Consider the following 20,730-nt stretch of genomic DNA (forward strand, 5'->3'; position numbering starts at 1 on the left):
GATGAAATATTCTTTAGATTTAACCGGCTATGCTTGCCCGCTCCCATTGTTGATGGCTAAAAAAGCGATGAACGATCTTAAAAAAGGAGATAGTTTAGAGCTGGTGCTTAATCAGCAGAGTAGTCTTACTGATTTTGAATTGCTTGCTCAAGAGCAGAATTGGCAATTTGAAATTATCGAACAAGCGGTCGAAAATCGGGTGATTTTTGCAATTCCTTAGTGAGAATGTTGGCAAGCCTCTTTCCCTAATAAAGCTTTTAATCCATCACTAATTAACCCTTGCCACGCTAAATAGCCATGGGAAGTAGATTGTTCCATATAAGTAACAGGGTAGCCTTTTGCCAGTAAAACATCTTTTAAATGGCGAGAGGTTTCCAATATATTAGATCTTCCACTTTCATAAAATCCGGCACTGATAAAAAAGCAAACAGGCAATTTTTCTTTTATCGCAAATTCGTGTGCGATGTAGTGACTATTTTCACTCGGTGTATTTTTAGGATTCCACCAAAATGAGCCCGATAAAATCAATGCTTTGTTAAATATATGAGAATAATTTAGCACTGTATAAGCCGAAGATAATCCGCCGTAGCTAGAACCGCTGATAATCCGCTCTTTTGCTTTCACACCAATGGAATTTTCGGCAAAGGGGACGATGTCTTCTGCTAATATTTTGGTAAAATTTGGGTTGGCTGGTAGCTCAATGCGTCTTGATTCACTCGATGGGTTTTCAATAAAAACTGCCACTGTAGGCGGAATCGCTTTCTGAGCGATCATATTATCTAAAATCGTTTTTGTCGGCACACGTTCGGTATATTCTACACCATCAAACAGGTAGAGAACCGGATAGGTGTTTTCCGCACTAAAATTCGCTGGCAAATAGGCAAATAATCGGCGTTTATTTCCAAGTGTTGCACTATCGAAAACCAATTCTTGCATTGTGCCTTTTGCGGTATTTGACTCCTCAAGCAGATAAGACTGTGTTGGGGCTTTTGCTAATTTAACAAGAGAGTAGTAGTTAAACTTATCTGTATTTTGTAGATTTTGCCCTATTTTCTCAAAGTAGGGTGTTTTGTTCAGCGGATCGGCTTGGGCTGTTGCAAGTAAGGCTCTGCGCTGGGTATATTCATCTACAGGTAAAGTTGGAATATCTGGCGAAAGGCGGTATTCAACCAAAGTGTCATTAGGCACGATATAGCTTTTATACCATAAATCGGTTTCGCCAAAGCGTTCCATAAAATCGTGTTCGGTTGAAACACCACCCCAAATACGAACATTTTGTTTTGCTCCACGCCATAAAAAGGTTACTCGGCTTTGTTGTTCGTCCAATGGTTCAATCAGTGGTGTACCGACTTGTTTTACTTTATCCCAAAAATCGTTAATTAAAGCGGTCTGTTTTTCAGGATTTTTTGCAATTTTTTGTTTGAGTTCTTCAAGCTGTACATTTTCAATTGCTTTAGGTTGAGCAATTTGTGCCGAGATTGGGATATGACGTTCAATCGTTACTGTGAAATCTTGATCTGAAACAGTTGAGTCATTCCCTAAAATAGAAAAAGTAGCAGTGCCGTTTTGTTCGGATTTAAACATAAAATCTTGTTCGCCAAAGACATTTTTAGCCAGTAGGCGAGAGCTTTTATCAGGGAAAACAATAGATAATGAAAGAGGCTGCTCAGCCTTCTGAATTAATTTTCCTTGAACAAAATCATTTTGTTTAAGCTCAATTGTCATATTGTTAGCATAAAGCACAGATGAAATTAAGAAACTAAGAATACAAGCGGTCGTTTTTTTCATATTTCTTGCAAAAGTTTAAGCCCTCATTTGAGGGCTGTTAAAGATTAAAAATGATAGTTTAAGGTTGCACTTAAATTGCGATCTTTTCCATAGAAACAGGAAAAATTATTGGCACAACTTGCGACATATTTTTTATTAGTCAGATTTTGAGCGTTGAGCTGTAAGTTCAAATTAGGCATAAAATCATAAGCCAGCGACATATCATAAAGTGTGTATGCCGGTACAGTGAAATTATTTTGGTTATTACCAAAAGTCGTTCCCATATAGCGTACACCTACACCGGCGGTTAGCTTATCAAAGAATTTATATTTTGCCCAAAGTGATGCTTGATGGCGAGGAACTCCCCATTGTGTTTTTCCAATCGTCGTACCATCATTATCTGCGGTAATTTCTTTTTTCAAGTAAGCATAAGAAGCTGCTATTGAAAATTTATCGGATAATTGCTGATTTAAACTTACTTCAATTCCTTTGGTTTCTACTTCACCAATTTGTTCGTAAGAGCGAGTTTGCCATTGATAATTTGCTAAATCCTTTTGGGTAATTTTGAATCCTGCCAAGGTGAGCAAGGTGTCTTGGGTTGGTTGGTATTTCATTCCCACTTCCCATTGTCCAGCAGTAGTGGGTTTTAAGAAATTTCCTTGAGCATCTTTTTCGGCTGATAGTACAAAGGAGGTACTATAGCTGATATACGGGGCGATACCGTTTTCAAAGTTGTAAACTAACCCGGTACGCCAAGTAAATTTCCCTTCTTTGTTATTAGTTGTTTTATTGTTCAGGCGATCTTGATTGCTATTTTTTGCTTGATCGTAACGACCACCTAATAGGAAGTCAAAGTTACCAATTTCTATTTGATCTTGTAGATAAACGCCAAGTTGTTTTAAATGCTTTACTTCACTTGAAAATAAGCTAGGCTCTGCAATAGTCACGCCATAAACCGGGTTCTGCCAATCAAAATCAGGGGCAACCCCCATATAGTTATCAAGATCTTCACGTACTCGTTTATAATCAATGCCGGATAACAAGGTATGATTTATATTTGCAGTGTTAAATACAAATTCTAATTGGTTATCTAAGCTGATTTCTTGGGTTTTTACATCCCAACGGCGAGCTCTACGTTCTAGAACTGAGCCGGTATCACCCCAATACACTAAATTTTTAAAATTCTCCTCCCCATTATGGTAACTTGTATTCTGACGGAACGTCAGGTTTGGTGAGAATTTATGTGACAAATTGTAACCCACTTGCATTTGCTCTGATTTTAAACCGTGATAGTTCAGATCGCTTAGGAACATATCATACGGGAGCTTTTTCCCGTTTACGCTATTAATCGTCCCTTCTTTTGGTAAGAAATTACGATCACCTGCTTTTGGTTTTTTCGCATAGTAAGCATAAACATTAAGTTCTGTATTTGTAGTTGGTTTCCATAAAAGGCTTGGAGCAAAAGCTCCACCTTTTTCTTTCACAAATTGTGTATTCCAATTTGCTCTTTCCAATTGACTAATTAAACGAGTGGATAGCGTTTCAGAAAGATTTTGTTCCACATCAAGCCCTACTTGGTAGTGGTTGTGATTGCTAACAATAAATTGCAAATGGCGATGTGGATTGCCACTCGCTTTTTTGGTGATAATATCCATTACACCACCGGGATTAGCTTGCCCGTATAAAATAGAATTTGGACCTTTAATCACATTGATACTTTCTAAGAAGAACGGATCAATTTCAAATGCGGTTTGGTAGCGAGAACCATTTAAATAGGTAGGGATTGTACCACCATCACTTTTATTACCAATGCCACGAATAGATATTTCGATAAGAGCATTGTTACCACGATAACCACCCATCATACCGGAGGTATAAGCCACAGCATCAGTAACAGAACGAACAGCTTGATCATTCATTAAATCATCAGAGACAACGTTGATACTAAAGGGTGTGCGAGCCAAAGAGGTCAATGTTTTCGTTCCTACATTAGTATAAACAGGAATATAACCGGTAGTAGCCGCTAACTTTTCTTTGACATCAATAGCATCTAATTCTGCTTCAGATACTGTTTGTGCTAATACTTGAGGGGCTACAATAGCTAAAGTGATTAAAGAGAGTGAATATTTTGTTATTTTCATTATGCCTACCCTTAAATAAGAATGATTATTGAATATAATAATATCTTGTTTTTATGCAAAAAACCTTTGTAAAATAAAATTTTTACTGTGAGAAAAAAAGTTTTTAATTTTATGAAAACAATATTGATTGATGAAGCCAATAGAATGAAAGGTTTTTCACATTTATACCGACTGCGTTCAGATCTTATGCTCAAATATACAGAGGTTTTAGTAACCGAAACACTAGAACAAGAATACGCAGAATTTGAAGCTGGACTAAGATTGGTTATATTATTGAGTGGGCGTTCGGAAATTGAGTTTAATTCAGGGTTATTTGAATTAGATGCAAGTTTAAAACCTCAAGCAGCATTTTTATCTCTAAATAGAGCTGAAATGGGGCGTAAAATTTTTAGGAAAGGGCAACTTCAAAAAGAGGTTGTTATCTTTCTATACCCTAAATGGATAATAGAAAGTCAGTTGAATTTAGCTAGCCATCATCACTTTAAACAGCATTTAAAAGCTCACCAAATTATTTTGACTCAGAATATGTTAAAGCTTATTCACGATATTGTGTCAGAACAGGAAATACAACCATTTGGGCTACTTGAAAAAGAAGGGAAATTATTAGCTTTATTAGCAAATGCTTTTTCGCAGCTAACGCAAGCTCCCCGGTTAAAAAAAGATCGAGTACAACAGCTAACGGAATCATTAGATAACGGTAAATTTGACGGTTGGAATTTGAAGCAGATCGCAATGTATTTCCATACCAATGTAACAACATTACAAAATGAATTTCAGCATTACCACAAAACGTCTATTTTTGCCTATTTAAGGCGTTCTAAATTAGAACAAGCTTATAAATTATTATTACAAGGATTGAGTGTTACACAAGCGGCTGAATTTGCCGGATATTCAAATTCGGAGAATTTTTCAACGGCATTTAAACGAACTTTTGGGATAACACCTAGCCAGATTAAACGTAATAGAGCTAGAGGGAGTATTTGAATCTCAGATTTTATGCCTTTCCCAAATCGTCTTTTTTGCAAATATTATTTTATTGCTTGTATGTTTGATCGTATTAAAAGAAAGCTCCCACACATCACTTGGTTTTAAGCGTGCAAGCGGGTGTTTTTGGTAATAAATTTGCAAAGCGATGTTTCTTGTATGCTCATCTTCCAAGCAGTTTGCAATAGCTGAAAACTGCACGCCTTCAATTTCGCTGATATTTTCCACTTGATTGCAAATCGTGCCGACAATATGCGGATTATCTAACATCAACATTGCGTGTTGGGTCGTTTTGGCGGTTAAAATAATCAAGCGGACATTTTCGGCATCAAAAGCGTAAAAACAGCTTGCAGCCCAAAAATCAGTTTGGTTATGAGCAGCAAAATTCACAACGTGATGAGATTGAATAAATTCAACAATATTTTGGGGTAGAGAGAGCATCTACTCCCCCCAATGTGGGATATTAGGAATTTCAATATCTAACAGTGAAAGAGCGTGAGCAACGCTATGCGTTACCATTTCATCAAGGCTGGTTGGTTTTTGGTAAAATGCAGGAATAGGAGGGAAAATAATTCCGCCCATTTCTGTAACTTTTCGCATATTATCAATGTGAGCTAGATTAAATGGGGCTTCTCTTACCATTAATACCAGTTTACGGCGTTCTTTTAGGACCACATCAGCGGCTCGGGTAAGCAAATTATCGCTAAAGCCATTAGCAATAGAGGCAAGTGTTCGCATAGAGCAAGGAGCAATAATCATACCTGCGGTTTTAAATGAGCCACTTGCAATGCTTGCTCCTACATTGTGCAGAGAATGCACTTCATCCGCTAAATGGTATAAGGTTTCCCGTTCATAATCTGTCTCCAGTGTTCGGGTAAGTTCAGCCCCTTTTGTGATGACCAGATGGGTTTCAATATCGTCAAAAGGCTTGAGTAACTCAAGCACTTTATAGCCGTATTGAAAACCGCTTGCACCGCTAATGCCGACAATAATACGCTTTTTCATTATTAACTCACTAATTGTTCCCAAAGATAAGAGATTGGCATCGCTAAAAGTAATGCAGGCAACATATTTGCCACCGGGAATGTTTTAATTCCACAAATGCGAAAACCTGTTGCAAAGAGGAGTAATCCCCCTGTTGCAGAGAAATCAGCTAACATATTCGGTGTGGTAAGCGGCATTATAATTGATGCAAGCAAAACCAATATCACTTGAATAATCACAAGTGGTAGGGCAACGGTCGTAACAACATAACCTAATGATGTAGCAAAGATCATTGCCGTAAAGAAATCCAAGATAGATTTAATGTATAGAATACTTGGATCGCCTGTTATCCCTTCGTTTATTGCACCAAAAATGCCTGTTCCACTTACACAGAAAAGCACGAGAATCGCAATAAATTTTTCCAGAAATTCTTCTTGAGAAAGTGAATGTCTTGGCGGAAAAATATTATTGATTATACTTTGTGCTGAGCTCGCGGCTTTTCCGATCTTCTTTTCAAGATAGATTAACTCGCCAATAATTGTGCCAAGAATTAAGGCTAGTGCAACGGCAGACATATATTTTACCGAAGCAGTTAGCATCATTCCTAAGCCGAAACAGCATAAACCAAAGATCAGCGGTAATGTGATGCGAAGCCGTTCAGGCAGGCGACTACCTAAATAAGCCCCTAATAAACCGCCTAAAATAACTGCTCCTGCATTAACAAAAGGTCCGAGCATAATAATCCTATTTAAATGTTGCAGTAAGCATAATCATCATAAATGAGAATACTGAAAGTAAATAGAATTTTAATGAGAACGGCTGTCCTTTTTTGAAGGCTTTAGTAGCAAAAACAATGTATAGCACTAAAAATAACACTTTAGGTAATAACCAGCTAAATTGTGCTAAGGTAAAAAATTCATATGAGAGAAAAATAACGACCGCAGCAATACCGGTTACCAATAAAATGGTATCAACAATATGCGGTGCAATCCGTAAAACGGCATATTGTCTCCAATCAACCGCTTTAGCGGCTAAAAAACCACGCACTAGCAATAATACTAAGCTGATGTAAGCTAAGCCAAAATGGGCTTTAAGAATAGTTGATAGGCACTCCATAATAATTACTCCGCAATTTCAGTTTTTAAATATTGATAAATTTCACGATAATTTTTAGCCGGTTTATTCGTCTCACGCTCTTTAATTGCCCCACGAATTAAATTGCGTAAATGCTGGCGATCTAAACTCGGATATTCATTTAACAAATTATCAAGGGAAGCATCACCCATTGCAATGAGTTGATCTCGCACTAATTCTAGTTTATGCAACAACGCCTGTTGCTGATTATGGCGATTTTTCACTTTATCTAACGCTTCTTGAATAGGTTCAGGATCTCGATTTCGCAATAATTTCCCGATAAATTGAATTTGGCGACGGCGAGCTTCCATTTTAAACCCTTGTGCTTGGCGAATTGCCTCTTTTAGCTCATCATCAAGCGGAATTTTTTCTAAATTTTGCGGTGTTAATTCAATTAACTCTGCTCCAATTTTTTTTAAATGCTCGGAATCTCGTTTAATTTCACTTTTACTGACCCAGATGATTTCTTCTTCATCATCTGTCCAGTCAATCTCATTTTTGCTACGTTTTCTAGCCATTCTCTATCCTTTTTCGTATAAATTCTAAAAAATGCCATATTCTAGCAGAAATTTGAGTTAGAATATATTCCAACAAATTGAAATCATTAATGGAAAAAGAATGTCGATTACAGATAAACAAACTTTACAACAGCAAGAACAGGAATTACAACAAGCGGTTGAATTTGCCTTAAATTTTGCAAAAAAAGCAGGTGCAGAAGCAGAAGTTGGCATTACAAAAGTGGCTGGGCTTTCGGTTTCAAGCCGTTTGGAACAAGTGGAAAACATTGAATTCAATAATGATGGCTCGCTTGGGATTTCGGTCTATTTAGGTAAACGTAAAGGCAATGCCTCAACATCTGATCTACAACCAGCCTCTATTCAAAAAACGGTAGAAGCGGCATTAGCTATTGCAAAATATACGTCAGAGGATGATTGTACAGGACTTGCTGATAAAGAGATGTTAGCGTTTGACGCTCCTGATTTAGATCTTTATCATCAAGCCGATATTTCTGTTGATCAAGCGGTAGAACTTGCGATTGAAGCTGAACATTATGGTTTGAATACTGATGATCACATTGTAAACAGTGAGGGAGCAACCTTTAATTCTCATAGTGGCGTACGCGTTTATGGCAATACGCACGGAATGCTACAGAGCTATCTTTCCAGCCGCTATTCACTTTCTTGTAGCCTTATTTCAGAATATCAAGACCAACTGGAGCGTGATTATGAGTACACCATTTCCCGTGAGTTTGGTAAATTGCAGCCTGCAAAATGTGTGGGTGAACAAGCGGCAATTAAAGCGGTAGAGAGACTTAACCCACAACGAATTAATACTGCCGAAATGCCGGTGATTTTTTACAATGATGTAGCAACAGGCTTAATCGGGCACTTGGCAGCAGCAATTAGCGGCGGGGCGTTATACCGTAAATCCAGTTTCTTATTAGATAAATTAGGTGAGCAAATTCTGCCTGACTGGTTTGCGATTTCAGAACGTCCACACTTGCTACGTCAGTTAGCCTCTTCTGCTTTTGATAGCGAAGGCGTTATCACGCAAAACCGTGAAATTATTACTGATGGTGTGCTACAAACTTATTTAATGACCAGTTACTCCGGACGAAAAATGGGCTTGAAAAGCACAGGACACGCAGGCGGCATTCATAACTGGCTAGTTAAGCCTAATCGTCAAGGTGGCTTAAATGCTTTACTCAAAGAGATGGGTTCGGGCTTATTAGTAACAGAAATGCTTGGCTCGGCAATTAATAGCGTTACAGGTGAATATTCACGTGGTGCTGCAGGTTTCTGGGTCGAGAACGGCGAAATTCAATACCCTGTGGCGGAAATCACTATTGCAGGACAGCTACAGGATATGTATAAACATTTAGTGGCTGTGAGCGATGACATTGAATACCGCTCAAACATTCAAACCGGATCAATTTTATTAGAAAAAATGATGGTTTCGGGCGAATAATTTGCAAAATTTTTAGTAAAAAAGCCCGCTTGTAATCAATTTTATTTGGAGAAATCAATGAAAAAACACCATATCGAAACCTTATACTCTAAAGATGAAGTATTAACTCGCATTAATGAGTTAGCAAAAGAAATCAATCAATATTATCAACAAAAACAGTGCCAAAATCTTGTTGTGGTCGGCTTGTTACGTGGCTCATTTATGTTTATGGCAGATTTAGTGAGAAAGCTTGAGTTACCTGTGGAAGTGGATTTTTTAACTGCATCAAGCTATGGAAGTAGTACGGAATCCAGCCGTGATGTAAAAATTCTGAAAGATTTAGATGGCGATATTCAAGGAAAAGATGTCTTGATTGTAGAAGATATTATTGATACCGGCTTCACTTTAAGCAAAGTAGGGGAAATTCTCAAATTACGCGATCCAAATTCTCTTACAATTTGTACTTTACTTGATAAACCTTCCCGTCGTGAAGTAGATGTTCCTGTAAAATGGGTAGGTTTTGAAATTCCGGATGAATTTGTAGTTGGCTATGGCATTGATTATGCTCAAAAATACCGTAATTTAGATTATATCGGGAAAGTGGTGATTGAAGAGTAATTAATAGTATAGATGGTCCCCCCAGCCGGACTTGAACCAGCGACCAAGCGATTATGAGTCGCCTGCTCTAACCACTGAGCTATGGGGGGATAAAGTGATGTGGATTATAGAGAAAAACCGAGTAGTCGTCTAGTAGCAGAAGATTACTCGGTTAATTATTAAGCGAGCTGGAATATTATTCTTCTTTCCAAATTAAGGTTGCCATTCGTCCTGTTTGTTTATCCCTACGATAAGAGAAAAATAAATCTTCTTGGGTGTAGGTGCAGTATTCTCCGCCTGAAACCTCGGTAATACCAAGTTTTTTGAGGCGTTGAGTGGCAATTTGGTAAAGATTTCCCAAAAACTTACCGCTTGTAGAGTTATCTTGAATAAAAGCCTCTTCCGCTCTCGGATCAAACGCACAGAATTGCTCAATTACTTCTTTTCCGACTTGGAAGGCTTTTGCTCCGATTGCAGGACCTAACCAAGCTGAAATTTCGTTGCTTGGACATTGGAATTTTTCAACGGTTGCTTCTAGCACGCCATCGCATAATCCTCGCCAGCCTGCGTGGGCGGCTGCAATTTCTTTTCCATCTTTACTGACAAAAAGTACGGGCAAACAATCTGCGGTCAGCACTAAACAGACTTGGTTAGGCTGATTGGTATAAACTGCATCTGCCTCAATGTCTTTGCCTGAGTAGGGAAGTTCAAGCACTCTTGTGCTATGTGTTTGTGTTAGAAATAGCGGAGATTGTGGTAAATGAAATTTCTCCACAAGCAATGCACGGTTTTGAGCAACATCTTCAGGGGAGTCATTGACGTGATCGCCTAAATTAAAACTATCAAAAGGCGGCTTACTTACTCCACCGGTTCTAACAGTAGTAAATGCGTGAATATGCTTGGGAATATTCCAATTTGGGATAATGTTATCCATTTGCAAAAAATCTCCAAAAAACAACCGCTTGTTATCTACGCACGGCAATAGCTTCGATTTCAATACCTACATCTTTTGGTAAACGAGCTACCTCAACGCAAGAGCGAGCGGGGAAGTCTGGGTGTTCGTGTTCTTGGAAGAAAGCTTGGTATTCCGCATTCACAATAGCGAAATCATTTAAATCTTTAACAAACACGGTGGTTTTGACAATGTCCGCAACAGTTAAGCCGGCTTGTTCAACGATTGCTTTCACGTTATTGAGAGATTGGCGGGTTTGTTGAACAATATCAGTTGGAATTTCACCCGTTTCAGGATTCACCGGAATTTGCCCGGAGGTTATCACAAGGCTCCCTAAATCAACGGCTTGTACATAAGGTCCGATTGCGGCTGGTGCATTTTCTGTTTGAATTGCAGTTGTCATCTTTATCTCCTTCATAATGAAAAATGAATGGATTAATGATAATATCTTTTTCTATTATTTGGAATAAAGAGAAGTGAATAAATGAGCATTAATGTTTCAGAAATCGTATTACATCAGTTAAATAAAACAGAGGGTGAAAATCCGGAACTCAATACTTTTTTGCGTGAGAATTTATTGGCAATTACGCCTGAGGTAGATCAAATGATGTTGCAATTACATCAAGCTTACCAAAGTAAAGCGAAGGCTTATGGTATATTCAAGCCGGAATCAATATTTGCTCAGCAACTTAATCGTTTATTGGAAAAAGAGACTGATTTTCTGCCGTTTAGTCATAGTTGTGCCAAAATGTTGGCGACAGAGTTGGCGAAGTATCCGTTTGCTGATGGCGGTACTTTTATTCTCTGCCGTTATACATTCTTAGCTACGGAATATCTATTTATTGCCTTAATTGACAGCCGTAATTCGATGCTAGTTGATGAGAAGTTAGAAATTAAACGTACGCAATATTTAGAAATTGCACAATATGATATCGCTTGTCGCATTAATTTAACGGAGTTGAAACTTGATGCAACATCAAACCGTTATTTAACCTTTGTAAAAGGGAGAGTGGGGCGTAAAATTGCTGATTTCTTTATGGATTTCTTGAGTGCGGAAGAAGGTTTTAATCCTCAAGTGCAAAATCAAACTTTGTTGCAAGCGGTGAGCGACTATTGCGAGCAGGGGGAGCTCTCTGCCCCGCAAACCAGAGAAGTTAAAAAACAAGTATTTGACTATTGCAAAGGGCAAATTAATAGTGGTGAAGAAATTGCACTAGATGAGCTTTCAAATGCAATGCCAACATTAAATGAAATAGATTTTGCTCAATTTACTCAAGAACAGGAATATGGTTTGGAAGAAAATATTCCACCAATGCGTAATGCCTTAAAAACGCTTACTAAGTTTTCAGGTTCAGGGAAAGGCGTTACCATTAGTTTTAATGCAGAATTGTTAGGCGAACGTTTGATTTGGGATGAACTAAACGATACTTTAACAATCAAAGGATTACCGGCTAACTTGCGTGATCAGCTGGAACGTAATAAATAATGGAAAATTTTTATCAGTTTAGGTATTATCTAATTATCTGAATTTTGTATTATCAAAAGGTCAAATCTATGAAAATGAAATCTCTTTTAGCAACACTTTTAGTTGTAATGAGTGTAACTGCCTGCTCAACAGTAGAAAAAGTGGTGTATCGAATTGATGTGCCACAAGGCAATTACTTAGAACAAGATAAAATTGCACAGCTTCAAGTGGGTATGACACCCGAGCAAGTAGAATATTTACTTGGCACACCAGTGCTTAAAAATATTTTTGATACACATCGTTGGGATTATGTCTTTATTAAACGTGAAGGTTATAAAGACCCGGAGCAACGTAATTTATTTGTTTATTTTGATGCGAATGGATTAGTTTCAAAAATTGATGACAGCAATGCAAGTGCAGAGCAGAAATAACAAAATCTAATACTAAAATTAAAGAAAGCCCACCTTTTAAATAAGGTGGGCTTTCTGTTTTGGGTAAAAAACAAGCATTTACACCTAATTTTTCTAATTTTTATAATAAATTTTTCTAATTCCTCTTTTCAAACATAAATTTGCTTGTTAGACTTCACACATCTTAAAACACAACATCATATAAAAATTTCAGGAGTATCAAATGAGCGATTTAAACGCCCTTTTCCAAAAAATCAAACAACGCGATCCTAACCAAGCACCTTTTCACCAAGCAGTTGAAGAAGTATTTGGTAGTCTTGCTCCATTCTTAGCAAAAAATCCAAAATATACTCAACAAGGTTTATTAGAGCGTATTGTTGAGCCGGAGCGTGTGATTAGTTTCCGTGTAACTTGGGTAGATGACAAAGGTCAAGTGCAGGTAAATCGTGGTTATCGTGTGCAAATGAACTCAGCAATCGGTCCATACAAAGGTGGTATTCGTTTCCATCCAACAGTAGATTTAGGTGTATTAAAATTCTTAGCGTTTGAACAAGTATTCAAAAATGCCTTAACAACATTACCAATGGGTGGTGGTAAAGGGGGATCTGATTTTGATCCTAAAGGTAAATCTGATGCGGAAGTAATGCGTTTCTGCCAAGCGTTTATGAGCGAGTTATATCGCCATATTGGTGCAGATACAGACGTACCGGCAGGCGATATTGGCGTAGGCGGTCGTGAAATCGGCTATATGTTCGGTCAATACAAAAAATTACGCAATGAATTTACTTCTGTATTAACAGGTAAATCTCTTACTTGGGGTGGTAGCTTAATTCGTCCGGAAGCAACAGGTTACGGTACGGTTTACTTCGCAGAATCAATGCTTGCAACTAAAGGCGAGAAAATTGAAGGCAAAACAGTCGTAATTTCAGGTTCAGGTAATGTAGCACAATATGCGGCTGAAAAAGTGATCCAAAAAGGTGGTAAAGTATTGACTGTTTCTGACTCAAATGGCTATGTGTTATTCCCTGAATCAGGTATGACAGCAGAGCAATTCAATGCATTATTAGAAATTAAAAATGAACGTCGTGAACGTTTGTCAGTATATGCAAAAGAGCAAGGGTTAAAATACTTTGAAGGTCAAAAACCTTGGGGTGTTAAATGTGATATCGCACTACCTTGTGCAACGCAAAACGAGTTAGATACTGAAGATGCGAAAGAATTAGTGAAAAACGGCTGTATCTGCGTGGCAGAAGGTGCAAATATGCCAACAACACTAGGTGGTGTAGAAGTTTTCATTGATGCAAAAATCCTTTATGCACCGGGTAAAGCTGCAAATGCCGGTGGTGTTGCGACATCTGGTTTAGAAATGAGCCAAAATGCAATTCGCTTATCTTGGAGTCGTGAAGAGGTTGATCAACGTTTATTCAATATTATGAAATCTATTCACGAAAACTGTGTGGAAAACGGTACTGAATCAGGCGGATTTATCAACTATGTAAATGGTGCAAACATTGCAGGCTTCAAAAAAGTGGCAAATGCAATGTTAGAGCAAGGTATCGTTTAATCCCTATCCACTTTATTATTTAGCCCTCATTATTGAGGGCTTTTTATATTGGAGTTTTACTGCATTAAATAAGAAAAATATGAAGTAGATCACAATTTTAAACATTAGTTAGCATTTTTCACAAAATTTGTTTGAAAGCATTCAAAAATTCACTTAATCTTAACGCAACAAGAATAAGTGTTGTATCTAGCAACCTAACACATAAATTTGCTTTCCGAGTGCCCCCAGAAGTGGGGCTTTTTTTATGGTTAAAATGGTATATTAGTACAATATAAAGCGTTAAGCCACTTTTTACCCTATATGCTTTTAGTCTTTTGCCTACATCTTATAAGCTTAGATATGATGAATAACTAAGGGTTTTCCTTGATATTCCACAACGTCAGCGTCAAGATTAAATACGGCTTTCAGATTTTCATTTGTAATAATTTGTTGTGGAGAGCCTATCTTTTCAATAGTGCCGTTTTTCATTGCCACAATGGTATCTGCATAAGCGGCAGCGATGTTAATATCGTGAACTACCATTACTACGGTTAGTGCTAGTTCATCAGTTAATTGACGTAGTAGTTTCATTAATTCACGAGCGTGAAACATATCCAAATTATTAAGTGGTTCATCTAATAAAATATAATTAGTCTGTTGGCAAAAAGTCATTGCAATTAACGCTCTCTGACGTTGCCCGCCAGATAATTCATTTAAGAAACGATGAGAAAAATCAACTAAATCAAAGCGTTCAAGGGCTTCTTCCACAATATTGTGATCTTGTTGTGTTATTCTGCCTTGATGATGAGGATAACGCCCGAACATTAGTAAATCTTTTACTGTGATTCTGCTATGGATAACATTGTCTTGCGTTAGAATTGCTAACTGCTTAGCCACTTTTTGAGAAGGCGTTCTTGCAATATTAAGATTATTTAAGTGAATTTCGCCTTCTTGAATATCTTTTAAACGTGCAATAAGGGAAAGTAAGGTTGATTTGCCCGCTCCATTTGCTCCGATTAATGCAGTAATACCGCCATTTGGAATAGTTAAATTGATATTATTCAAAATGGTAGTGTTACCAATTTTATGGTGAATATTTTTTACTGTTATCATTTTATTCCTTATTAATATTATTTTTTCCGTTTTAAAATGAGATAGATAAAGACAATTCCCCCTACAAACTCAATCACTACACTGAGTACACCTTGTATTTTCAGTACTTGCTCAAAAATGGCTTGCCCTAAAATAAGCGTAATCGCCGAAACTAAAAACGTCATCGGAATGCGTACACTGTGGTGAATAGTTGGAGTAATTGCATTAACAATTGCACAAACCAGTAATCCTAAGAATAGAATAGGTCCAACTAATGCAGTCGAAATTGAAACTAACAAGGCACAGCAGATGAGTAATTGGCGAGAAAAACGAGAGTATTCTAATCCAAGTCCAACAGCTTTATCTTGACCTAACAAAAGGATATCTAACTTATGGCGTTGCCTCCAAACCCAGATAGAACATAAAAGAGCAATGCCTAAACCAATCCAAAGTAAAGTTGGTGTTGTGATATTAAATGAAGCAAATGATGAGCCTTGAGCAACAGCAAACTCCGTTGGATCAATCATTCGTTGTAATAAATTGTTTAAACTTCTAAACAGAACACCAAAAATGACCCCAATTAAAATCATTCGGGGTAAATCCGATTTATTTTGAGTTAATGAGCTAAACAGTAATAAAGATGCTCCTAACATTAGCAATGTTTCAAAGAAAAATTTATGACTAGGATCAAGTTGAGTAAAGCCTATTCCACCAAAAAAGAAGACTAATGATGTTTGCAATAGCAGATAGAGAGCATCAAAACCTAAAATACTGGGGGTTAAAATAGGGTTATGTGTAAGCGTTTGGAATAATAAGGTTGAAACCCCAATTGTATAGGCAATAGTGCAGAGTAAAATTAATTTTTTACCTCGAAAAGTTAAAATGAAATCCCAATTCCCTTTAGCATTATAAGTAAGGTAAAAGAGTATGGATAACATTAAACTCAGGACTAAAATAATAAAACGAGATTTAACCACGATATTTTCCTTCAATACGTTTTTCTCTTATTAATAAATAGAGGAAAATAACAGTTCCAACAATACCAAAAATAGTGGATATCGGCACTTCATAAGGGGCATTAATTGAACGCCCTAAAATATCACAAAAGAGCACCAAGTTTGCACCCAATACCACCACAGTAGGCAGATTTTGGCGTAGTCTATCACCGGCAATACGAGAAACAATATTAGGTACAACCAAACCAATAAAAGGGATTTGCCCAACGGTTACCACGACGATAGAGGTAATCATCGCAACAACGATCAATGCTAACCACGTCATTTGTTTATAATTTATGCCTAAATTTGTACTAATATTCTCGCCTAGCCCGGCAATCGTTAATTTATCTGCCATCACATATACAACCACTGCTAAAATTGCAGTAAGCCAGAGTAATTCATAGCGACCAGCTAAAATGCCCGAGAAGTCGCCTGAGAACCAAACAGATAAAACTTGTAGGCTATCGTTTTCGTAAGCAATATAAGTGGAAATTGCTTCAATCACATTGCCAAATACAATACCGATTAATGGTAACATCAATTGTTGATAAGGCGGTAAGTTACGAATAAGTAGTATAAAAATACTGATTCCGATTAATGTGCTGACTGTAGCAATAGACATTTTCAGCATCAATGTAGAGGCTGGAAACATTAAGCTCGCAATAAGAATACCAATAGCTGCACTTTGGCTTGCTCCAATCATACTTGGCTCAATAAAGCGGTTTTTTAAGACGATCTGCAATACCATTCCCGCAACGGCGAGCGTTGCTCCTACTAACAATACCGCAAGAGTTCTTGGTAAACGGCTGACAAAAAAGAGCTTACTTTGCTCGGCAGAGCTGAATATCTCACTCCAGTTAAAATCAGCAACACCCACACTGGTACTGATTGGAATGAGTAACAATAAAATAAGAAGATTTAATCTAAAAAAAGAGAACATAAGATATAAATGCAATCGGTCATTTTTTACTGATTTTTTGCAATACAATGATGCAAAATTTTTATAAAAAACGACCGCTTGTAAGGTTAATTATTTTTTCTCAAACGCTGATTTAATGGTCTGTAAGTCGGTTTTCATTTGCTCATAGCCACCCGGTGCTAAATATGATGCACCGCTTAAATAAACGACATTACCGTTTTTCCAAGCTTTAGTTTGGCGGATCAATTCATTATCTAATACTTGTTGAGCAGATTGTCCTTCTTGACCGATAGCCGCAATACGATCCAGCACAAATAACCAATCAGGATTTAACTTTTGAATAAATTCAAATGAAATCGGCTGACCGTGTCCTGCATTTTTAATGCTTGCATCCGCCATTGGAATACCTAAGTTCTCGTGAATCCAACTTAAACGATAACCTGAACCGAATGCTGAAATTTTACCACCGTTCACCAGAACAATAAGTCCATTTCCTTTATTTTTTACTGCATTTTTTGTTTGCTCAAGTAATGTATTAATTTCGGTTTTAAGTTTTTCAGCCTCAGCTTCTTTATTAAATAATTTGCCGAAAGAATCGATACGTTGTAACCCACTTTCGATGAGTTTATCGCCATTATCGGTCATATCAATGGTTTTTGAGATTTGACTTACCTCATCAAATTTTTTTGCACTGCGAGTACCTACAATGATTAAATCAGGTTGTAAACTATGCAAGGCTTCTAAATTTGGCTCAAATAAAGTACCGACATTAGTTGCTTTTTCAGCACTTGTTTTTAAATAAGGAATCACTTTAACCTCCGGCATACCGTCAGTTTTTACGCCTAAGGCTTGTAAAGTATCAAGGCTGCCTGTGTCAAATACCGCAATTTTAGTCGGGCTTTCAGTAAAGGTAACATCGCCACGAGCAGTTGGAATGGTAACTTCTGCTCCAAGTACAGAGCCGGTAAATAATGCTATTGTGGTTAAAGTAAATAGTGCTTTTTTGAACATTGAACAACTCCCTGTTTTATTGAAAATAATTCTCAAATATTTTAACTCAAATTTAAGCAATATAGAAGCTAAAGCCATATTCAAGAGTAAATTATCCTTGTGAGATTATTTAACCTCAAGTTGGTTGAATTCTGCCATTACAATACCTAATTCTGCCACAAGTTCTTCAATTTTGACGAGAGCAGTTTTTTCCGCATTAACCGCAATTCGTAGTAAACCTAGAATACGTTCAAATTTGCCATAATGGATTAAGCTGATTTCTCTCACCGCCTTTTCGTGTTTTGCCCAATTTCGCCCAAACTGGCGAGCTGCTTTTTTAATATTTGTGAGCTCTTTTTCTTGAGTAGCCAATTTTAGCTCCACATAAAGCGGTGTCATTTTTTCGATGAAATCTTGATGTTTTGCACCGTAATTGACAGGATTTTGCTCCTTTTCAAAGGCATAGAGATCTTTTGCAAGTTGCTCTAAGGTTTCCACATTTGGGTTACCAATCGCTGATTGAAGGGAGTGTTTTACTTGAATGCCAGCAACAGACTCATTTTGTTCAAGATTGATAAAACTTTGCTGTAAAGCGGTCAAATTTTGCTGAGATTTTGCAATTTCGCCCTTTTTTGCTTCTGTCATTGCATCAGAAAGTTGCACAAATAAAGGGTTAACATTCACTTTAGCTGGAATTTGATTTGCTGAGAAAAGCAACGAAAGAAGTAGCCAATTTTTAAATTTCATTTATCCTCCTCAAATTAAATCAAAAAGGGCTTTACCCAAGTAGTCGTTTTCATTTTTTACACCCGCAAAACAGGCAAATAAGCCACTGCCGATATGGGTAATATATTCATTCATTTTATCTATATTTCCTAACGCATTTTGGATTTTAATAAATTGCTCGGGACTTTGTTGGAATGAAATAAACAGCAAGCCTGCATCAAATTGTCCTTTATCATCAATACCGCTAGAGTAGGAAAATGACCGACGAAGTATTTTAAGTCCTGTCTTATTCGCAAGATGAGTATGGGAAATGTCAGGGATCGCAAGATTTCCTTTTTCATCTTTTTTCTCTAAATCTAAAGCCTCAAATTCGTGCTGATGTCCAAGCCCGGCTCCTGAATCCCGATGGCGACCAAAGGTCTCTTCTTGCGAGCGGAGATGGGTGCGATCCCAAGTTTCTAAAAACATTTTAATACGGCGAACGGCTAAATAAGAGCCACCTTTCAACCAACTATCTTGTACCCAAATGGTATTTTCCTGTTCTTTTAAGGTATCCGCATTCGCTGTACCATCTTTAAAGCCAAACAGATTACGAGGCGTTCTCTCATCAATAAAAGAGTTAAATCCCATTTGCGACCAACGCATTTTTACCTCGCCTCGAGCTACACGAACTAAATTCCGCACTGCGTGGAAGGCGACTTGCGGGTCATCAGCACAGGCTTGAATACAAATATCGCCACCAGTGTATTCAGCTTGAAGTTGATCTCGAGGAAAATGGGGGAGTTCTTTTAGTTCAGTAGGCTTGAATTTTTCAATGCCTAATTTACTGAAAAAGCTTGGGCTAACACCAAAAGTCAATGTCAGATTTTGCGGCGATAAACTATCTGCCTCGCCTGTGTCATTAGGTGGGAGAAAAGCATTTTCACTATAAGGCTTCACATTTTTACCTTGCGTGAGGTTATTACTGTAGGTCGTCCAGTTTTGGAAAATGCTTTTCACTTTATCAATATTTTGAGTGTCTAAATCAAGTACTAGAAAGTAGATATGCTTCTGTGCCGGTGTTGTGATACCAGCCTGATGTTCGCCATAAAAAGCGTATTGATTTTGTGCTTTTTGTGGAATTTGACGTGATTCTAAACCAAAAGCAGGAGCAGACAATAAGCCTGCTCCTATTAATGCGGAGTGTTTTAAGAAATCACGGCGAGAACGATTTTCTGCCATCATTTTTACCCCATTATTTAGTTAAAAGTACACCTAATTGAGCTAATGGTTCACCCAGTTGATTCACGGCTTCTGCAAGAGCTTTGATATCGGCTTTTGAAAGAGTATCATAGCCTACATAATCATACCCGCCTGTTTTGGATTTATTATGTTTTTCCAGCAACCCATTTACAGCAGCAAAACGGTTTGCAATTTCAGCCGAAAGTTGTGCATCTACTTTTTCTAACTGAGGTTTGAAAATGTGATAAATTTTCTCAGCACCTTCAATATTGGCTTTGAAATCATACAAATCGGTTTTTGAGAAAATTTCTTCCTCGCCCGTTACTTTAGTAGTAGAAACTTCGTTTAGCAAATCTACCGCCCCTGTAATCATTAACTCAGGTGTAACTTCTGCGGTTGGAATTTTAGCTCGTAGCTCTTTTACGTCATTGAGTAATTGGTCAGCAGTTTCTTTCGTTCCTTTAGTAGTATTTTTCTCCCACAACACTTTTTCGATTTTGTGGAAGCCGGACCAATCTTTTTCCGTTTTACCTTCTTCAGCTAAATCAGCCAGGCGGGCATCAATACGCGGATCTAAATCACCAAAGCTCTCTGCAATTGGCTCTGAACGCTCGAAATGCATTCTTGCAAGCGGGTAAATTTCTTTTGCTTTTTGCACATCGCCTTTTTCTAGGTAACCAACAAATTTTTCTGTGCCTGTTACTAATTGGTCGATTTCTTCAATCACAAATTGTTTGTAAGTTTCGGTTTCTTTGCTTAAATCTAACGCCACTGCGTGAGCGGCGATAAAAAAGCTAGAAAGGGCAAAAGCAAGTTTGGTTAAACGCATAATAAAATCTCCTAAAATGAAATATGTTGAA

23 protein-coding genes and 1 tRNA gene are annotated in these 20,730 nt (G+C 37.5%); 7 read left to right on the plus strand and 17 right to left on the minus strand.

What is annotated here, in order from left to right; translation table 11 throughout:
- Nucleotide 1 precedes the first annotated feature (1 nt).
- Entirely contained in the window at nucleotides 2-220 is a 219-nt protein-coding gene (locus tag V6W77_RS04620) for a sulfurtransferase TusA family protein (protein WP_334253924.1), read from the plus strand.
- On the opposite strand, the gene V6W77_RS04625 is transcribed toward V6W77_RS04620, so the two are convergent.
- Both V6W77_RS04625 and V6W77_RS04630 read right to left on the minus strand, forming a co-directional pair.
- The gene (locus tag V6W77_RS04625) at nucleotides 217-1,788 is read right to left on the minus strand and encodes an alpha/beta hydrolase-fold protein (protein WP_334253925.1); all 1,572 of its coding nucleotides are present in this window, start codon (nucleotides 1,786-1,788) and stop codon (nucleotides 217-219) included. The genes V6W77_RS04620 and V6W77_RS04625 overlap by 4 nt on opposite strands.
- Before the next feature lie 44 nt (nucleotides 1,789-1,832).
- Nucleotides 1,833-3,908, minus strand: a complete 2,076-nt coding sequence (locus tag V6W77_RS04630) for a TonB-dependent siderophore receptor (RefSeq protein ID WP_334253926.1) — start codon at nucleotides 3,906-3,908, stop codon at nucleotides 1,833-1,835.
- Between the two features lie 111 nt (nucleotides 3,909-4,019).
- On the opposite strand from V6W77_RS04630, the gene V6W77_RS04635 reads away from it, so the two are divergent.
- Nucleotides 4,020-4,892: a helix-turn-helix transcriptional regulator gene (locus V6W77_RS04635; protein WP_334253927.1), complete on the plus strand. Its 873-nt coding sequence runs from the start codon at nucleotides 4,020-4,022 to the stop codon at nucleotides 4,890-4,892.
- Between the two features lie 3 nt (nucleotides 4,893-4,895).
- On the opposite strand, the gene V6W77_RS04640 is transcribed toward V6W77_RS04635, so the two are convergent.
- The 5 genes from V6W77_RS04640 to yjgA are packed head-to-tail and all read right to left on the minus strand — an operon-like array spanning nucleotide 4,896 to nucleotide 7,528.
- A complete protein-coding gene (locus tag V6W77_RS04640) occupies nucleotides 4,896-5,333 on the minus strand; it encodes a hypothetical protein (RefSeq protein WP_334253928.1) in 438 nt (145 codons plus the stop codon).
- On the minus strand, nucleotides 5,334-5,897 hold the full coding sequence (locus tag V6W77_RS04645) for a UbiX family flavin prenyltransferase (RefSeq protein WP_334253929.1): 564 nt from the start codon (nucleotides 5,895-5,897) through the stop codon (nucleotides 5,334-5,336).
- Between the two features lie 2 nt (nucleotides 5,898-5,899).
- Complete coding sequence (locus V6W77_RS04650) at nucleotides 5,900-6,613, minus strand: DUF554 domain-containing protein (RefSeq protein ID WP_188156357.1); 714 nt, start codon at nucleotides 6,611-6,613, stop codon at nucleotides 5,900-5,902.
- Nucleotides 6,614-6,620: 7 nt separating this feature from the next.
- Nucleotides 6,621-6,992 carry a SirB2 family protein gene (locus tag V6W77_RS04655; protein ID WP_334253930.1) on the minus strand — a complete coding sequence of 124 codons (372 nt, stop codon included), beginning with the start codon at nucleotides 6,990-6,992 and terminating at the stop codon, nucleotides 6,621-6,623.
- Between the two features lie 5 nt (nucleotides 6,993-6,997).
- A complete protein-coding gene (gene yjgA / locus V6W77_RS04660) occupies nucleotides 6,998-7,528 on the minus strand; it encodes a ribosome biogenesis factor YjgA (protein WP_334233473.1) in 531 nt (176 codons plus the stop codon).
- Between the two features lie 100 nt (nucleotides 7,529-7,628).
- Here yjgA and pmbA point away from each other — a divergent pair, with 100 nt between their 5' ends.
- Entirely contained in the window at nucleotides 7,629-8,978 is a 1,350-nt protein-coding gene (gene pmbA / locus V6W77_RS04665) for a metalloprotease PmbA (RefSeq protein WP_334253931.1), read from the plus strand.
- Between the two features lie 57 nt (nucleotides 8,979-9,035).
- Nucleotides 9,036-9,575 carry a hypoxanthine phosphoribosyltransferase gene (gene hpt, locus V6W77_RS04670; protein WP_025235946.1) on the plus strand — a complete coding sequence of 180 codons (540 nt, stop codon included), beginning with the start codon at nucleotides 9,036-9,038 and terminating at the stop codon, nucleotides 9,573-9,575.
- A 13-nt stretch (nucleotides 9,576-9,588) separates the two neighbouring features.
- Here the strand turns inward: hpt and V6W77_RS04675 are convergent.
- The 3 genes from V6W77_RS04675 to V6W77_RS04685 all read right to left on the minus strand — a co-directional run bounded on the left by V6W77_RS04675 (nucleotide 9,589) and on the right by V6W77_RS04685 (nucleotide 10,909).
- A tRNA-Ile gene (locus V6W77_RS04675) sits at nucleotides 9,589-9,664 on the minus strand.
- A gap of 86 nt (nucleotides 9,665-9,750) precedes the next feature.
- A complete protein-coding gene (pgeF, locus tag V6W77_RS04680) occupies nucleotides 9,751-10,488 on the minus strand; it encodes a peptidoglycan editing factor PgeF (protein WP_283385914.1) in 738 nt (245 codons plus the stop codon).
- Nucleotides 10,489-10,519: 31 nt separating this feature from the next.
- Entirely contained in the window at nucleotides 10,520-10,909 is a 390-nt protein-coding gene (locus V6W77_RS04685) for a RidA family protein (protein WP_025235948.1), read from the minus strand.
- A gap of 81 nt (nucleotides 10,910-10,990) precedes the next feature.
- Here V6W77_RS04685 and yejK point away from each other — a divergent pair, with 81 nt between their 5' ends.
- The 3 genes from yejK (at nucleotide 10,991) to gdhA (ending at nucleotide 13,945) form a co-directional block, all read left to right on the plus strand.
- Nucleotides 10,991-11,992: a nucleoid-associated protein YejK gene (yejK, locus tag V6W77_RS04690; RefSeq protein ID WP_025235949.1), complete on the plus strand. Its 1,002-nt coding sequence runs from the start codon at nucleotides 10,991-10,993 to the stop codon at nucleotides 11,990-11,992.
- Between the two features lie 68 nt (nucleotides 11,993-12,060).
- The gene (gene bamE, locus V6W77_RS04695) at nucleotides 12,061-12,402 is read left to right on the plus strand and encodes an outer membrane protein assembly factor BamE (RefSeq protein ID WP_025235950.1); all 342 of its coding nucleotides are present in this window, start codon (nucleotides 12,061-12,063) and stop codon (nucleotides 12,400-12,402) included.
- Nucleotides 12,403-12,604: 202 nt separating this feature from the next.
- The gene (gene gdhA, locus V6W77_RS04700) at nucleotides 12,605-13,945 is read left to right on the plus strand and encodes an NADP-specific glutamate dehydrogenase (RefSeq protein WP_334253932.1); all 1,341 of its coding nucleotides are present in this window, start codon (nucleotides 12,605-12,607) and stop codon (nucleotides 13,943-13,945) included.
- Nucleotides 13,946-14,278: 333 nt separating this feature from the next.
- Here gdhA and V6W77_RS04705 read toward each other — a convergent pair whose 3' ends face one another.
- From V6W77_RS04705 to efeO, 7 genes are all read right to left on the minus strand, one after another.
- On the minus strand, nucleotides 14,279-15,037 hold the full coding sequence (locus tag V6W77_RS04705; RefSeq protein WP_334253933.1) for an iron ABC transporter ATP-binding protein: 759 nt from the start codon (nucleotides 15,035-15,037) through the stop codon (nucleotides 14,279-14,281).
- A 17-nt stretch (nucleotides 15,038-15,054) separates the two neighbouring features.
- Nucleotides 15,055-15,954, minus strand: coding sequence for an iron chelate uptake ABC transporter family permease subunit (locus tag V6W77_RS04710; RefSeq protein ID WP_334253983.1), 900 nt, complete (start codon nucleotides 15,952-15,954; stop codon nucleotides 15,055-15,057).
- Between the two features lie 31 nt (nucleotides 15,955-15,985).
- Nucleotides 15,986-16,954, minus strand: coding sequence for an ABC transporter permease (locus V6W77_RS04715; RefSeq protein ID WP_334253934.1), 969 nt, complete (start codon nucleotides 16,952-16,954; stop codon nucleotides 15,986-15,988).
- A 90-nt stretch (nucleotides 16,955-17,044) separates the two neighbouring features.
- Entirely contained in the window at nucleotides 17,045-17,944 is a 900-nt protein-coding gene (locus V6W77_RS04720; protein ID WP_334253935.1) for a siderophore ABC transporter substrate-binding protein, read from the minus strand.
- Between the two features lie 105 nt (nucleotides 17,945-18,049).
- Nucleotides 18,050-18,670, minus strand: a complete 621-nt coding sequence (locus V6W77_RS04725) for a Fe2+/Pb2+ permease (protein ID WP_334253936.1) — start codon at nucleotides 18,668-18,670, stop codon at nucleotides 18,050-18,052.
- A 9-nt stretch (nucleotides 18,671-18,679) separates the two neighbouring features.
- The gene (efeB, locus tag V6W77_RS04730; protein WP_334253937.1) at nucleotides 18,680-19,873 is read right to left on the minus strand and encodes an iron uptake transporter deferrochelatase/peroxidase subunit; all 1,194 of its coding nucleotides are present in this window, start codon (nucleotides 19,871-19,873) and stop codon (nucleotides 18,680-18,682) included.
- 10 nt (nucleotides 19,874-19,883) lie between these two features.
- Complete coding sequence (gene efeO, locus V6W77_RS04735; protein WP_334253938.1) at nucleotides 19,884-20,699, minus strand: iron uptake system protein EfeO; 816 nt, start codon at nucleotides 20,697-20,699, stop codon at nucleotides 19,884-19,886.
- Between the last annotated feature and the right edge of the window lie 31 nt (nucleotides 20,700-20,730).

It is taken from the genome of Mannheimia indoligenes, assembly GCF_036880405.1.
In the GTDB taxonomy this organism is placed as follows: Bacteria; Pseudomonadota; Gammaproteobacteria; order Enterobacterales; family Pasteurellaceae; genus Mannheimia; species Mannheimia indoligenes.

What these genes read in the sequence shown, in the direction of transcription:
- V6W77_RS04620 (WP_334253924.1), top strand. Translation starts at nt 2, where the DNA reads ATGAAATATTCTTTAGATTTAACCGGCTATGCTTGCCCGCTCCCATTG.
- V6W77_RS04625 (WP_334253925.1), bottom strand. Translation starts at nt 1,788, where the DNA reads ATGAAAAAAACGACCGCTTGTATTCTTAGTTTCTTAATTTCATCTGTG.
- V6W77_RS04630 (WP_334253926.1), bottom strand. Translation starts at nt 3,908, where the DNA reads ATGAAAATAACAAAATATTCACTCTCTTTAATCACTTTAGCTATTGTA.
- V6W77_RS04635 (WP_334253927.1), top strand. Translation starts at nt 4,020, where the DNA reads ATGAAAACAATATTGATTGATGAAGCCAATAGAATGAAAGGTTTTTCA.
- V6W77_RS04640 (WP_334253928.1), bottom strand. Translation starts at nt 5,333, where the DNA reads ATGCTCTCTCTACCCCAAAATATTGTTGAATTTATTCAATCTCATCAC.
- V6W77_RS04645 (WP_334253929.1), bottom strand. Translation starts at nt 5,897, where the DNA reads ATGAAAAAGCGTATTATTGTCGGCATTAGCGGTGCAAGCGGTTTTCAA.
- V6W77_RS04650 (WP_188156357.1), bottom strand. Translation starts at nt 6,613, where the DNA reads ATGCTCGGACCTTTTGTTAATGCAGGAGCAGTTATTTTAGGCGGTTTA.
- V6W77_RS04655 (WP_334253930.1), bottom strand. Translation starts at nt 6,992, where the DNA reads ATGGAGTGCCTATCAACTATTCTTAAAGCCCATTTTGGCTTAGCTTAC.
- yjgA (WP_334233473.1), bottom strand. Translation starts at nt 7,528, where the DNA reads ATGGCTAGAAAACGTAGCAAAAATGAGATTGACTGGACAGATGATGAA.
- pmbA (WP_334253931.1), top strand. Translation starts at nt 7,629, where the DNA reads ATGTCGATTACAGATAAACAAACTTTACAACAGCAAGAACAGGAATTA.
- hpt (WP_025235946.1), top strand. Translation starts at nt 9,036, where the DNA reads ATGAAAAAACACCATATCGAAACCTTATACTCTAAAGATGAAGTATTA.
- pgeF (WP_283385914.1), bottom strand. Translation starts at nt 10,488, where the DNA reads ATGGATAACATTATCCCAAATTGGAATATTCCCAAGCATATTCACGCA.
- V6W77_RS04685 (WP_025235948.1), bottom strand. Translation starts at nt 10,909, where the DNA reads ATGACAACTGCAATTCAAACAGAAAATGCACCAGCCGCAATCGGACCT.
- yejK (WP_025235949.1), top strand. Translation starts at nt 10,991, where the DNA reads ATGAGCATTAATGTTTCAGAAATCGTATTACATCAGTTAAATAAAACA.
- bamE (WP_025235950.1), top strand. Translation starts at nt 12,061, where the DNA reads ATGAAAATGAAATCTCTTTTAGCAACACTTTTAGTTGTAATGAGTGTA.
- gdhA (WP_334253932.1), top strand. Translation starts at nt 12,605, where the DNA reads ATGAGCGATTTAAACGCCCTTTTCCAAAAAATCAAACAACGCGATCCT.
- V6W77_RS04705 (WP_334253933.1), bottom strand. Translation starts at nt 15,037, where the DNA reads ATGATAACAGTAAAAAATATTCACCATAAAATTGGTAACACTACCATT.
- V6W77_RS04710 (WP_334253983.1), bottom strand. Translation starts at nt 15,954, where the DNA reads ATGTTATCCATACTCTTTTACCTTACTTATAATGCTAAAGGGAATTGG.
- V6W77_RS04715 (WP_334253934.1), bottom strand. Translation starts at nt 16,954, where the DNA reads ATGTTCTCTTTTTTTAGATTAAATCTTCTTATTTTATTGTTACTCATT.
- V6W77_RS04720 (WP_334253935.1), bottom strand. Translation starts at nt 17,944, where the DNA reads ATGTTCAAAAAAGCACTATTTACTTTAACCACAATAGCATTATTTACC.
- V6W77_RS04725 (WP_334253936.1), bottom strand. Translation starts at nt 18,670, where the DNA reads ATGAAATTTAAAAATTGGCTACTTCTTTCGTTGCTTTTCTCAGCAAAT.
- efeB (WP_334253937.1), bottom strand. Translation starts at nt 19,873, where the DNA reads ATGATGGCAGAAAATCGTTCTCGCCGTGATTTCTTAAAACACTCCGCA.
- efeO (WP_334253938.1), bottom strand. Translation starts at nt 20,699, where the DNA reads ATGCGTTTAACCAAACTTGCTTTTGCCCTTTCTAGCTTTTTTATCGCC.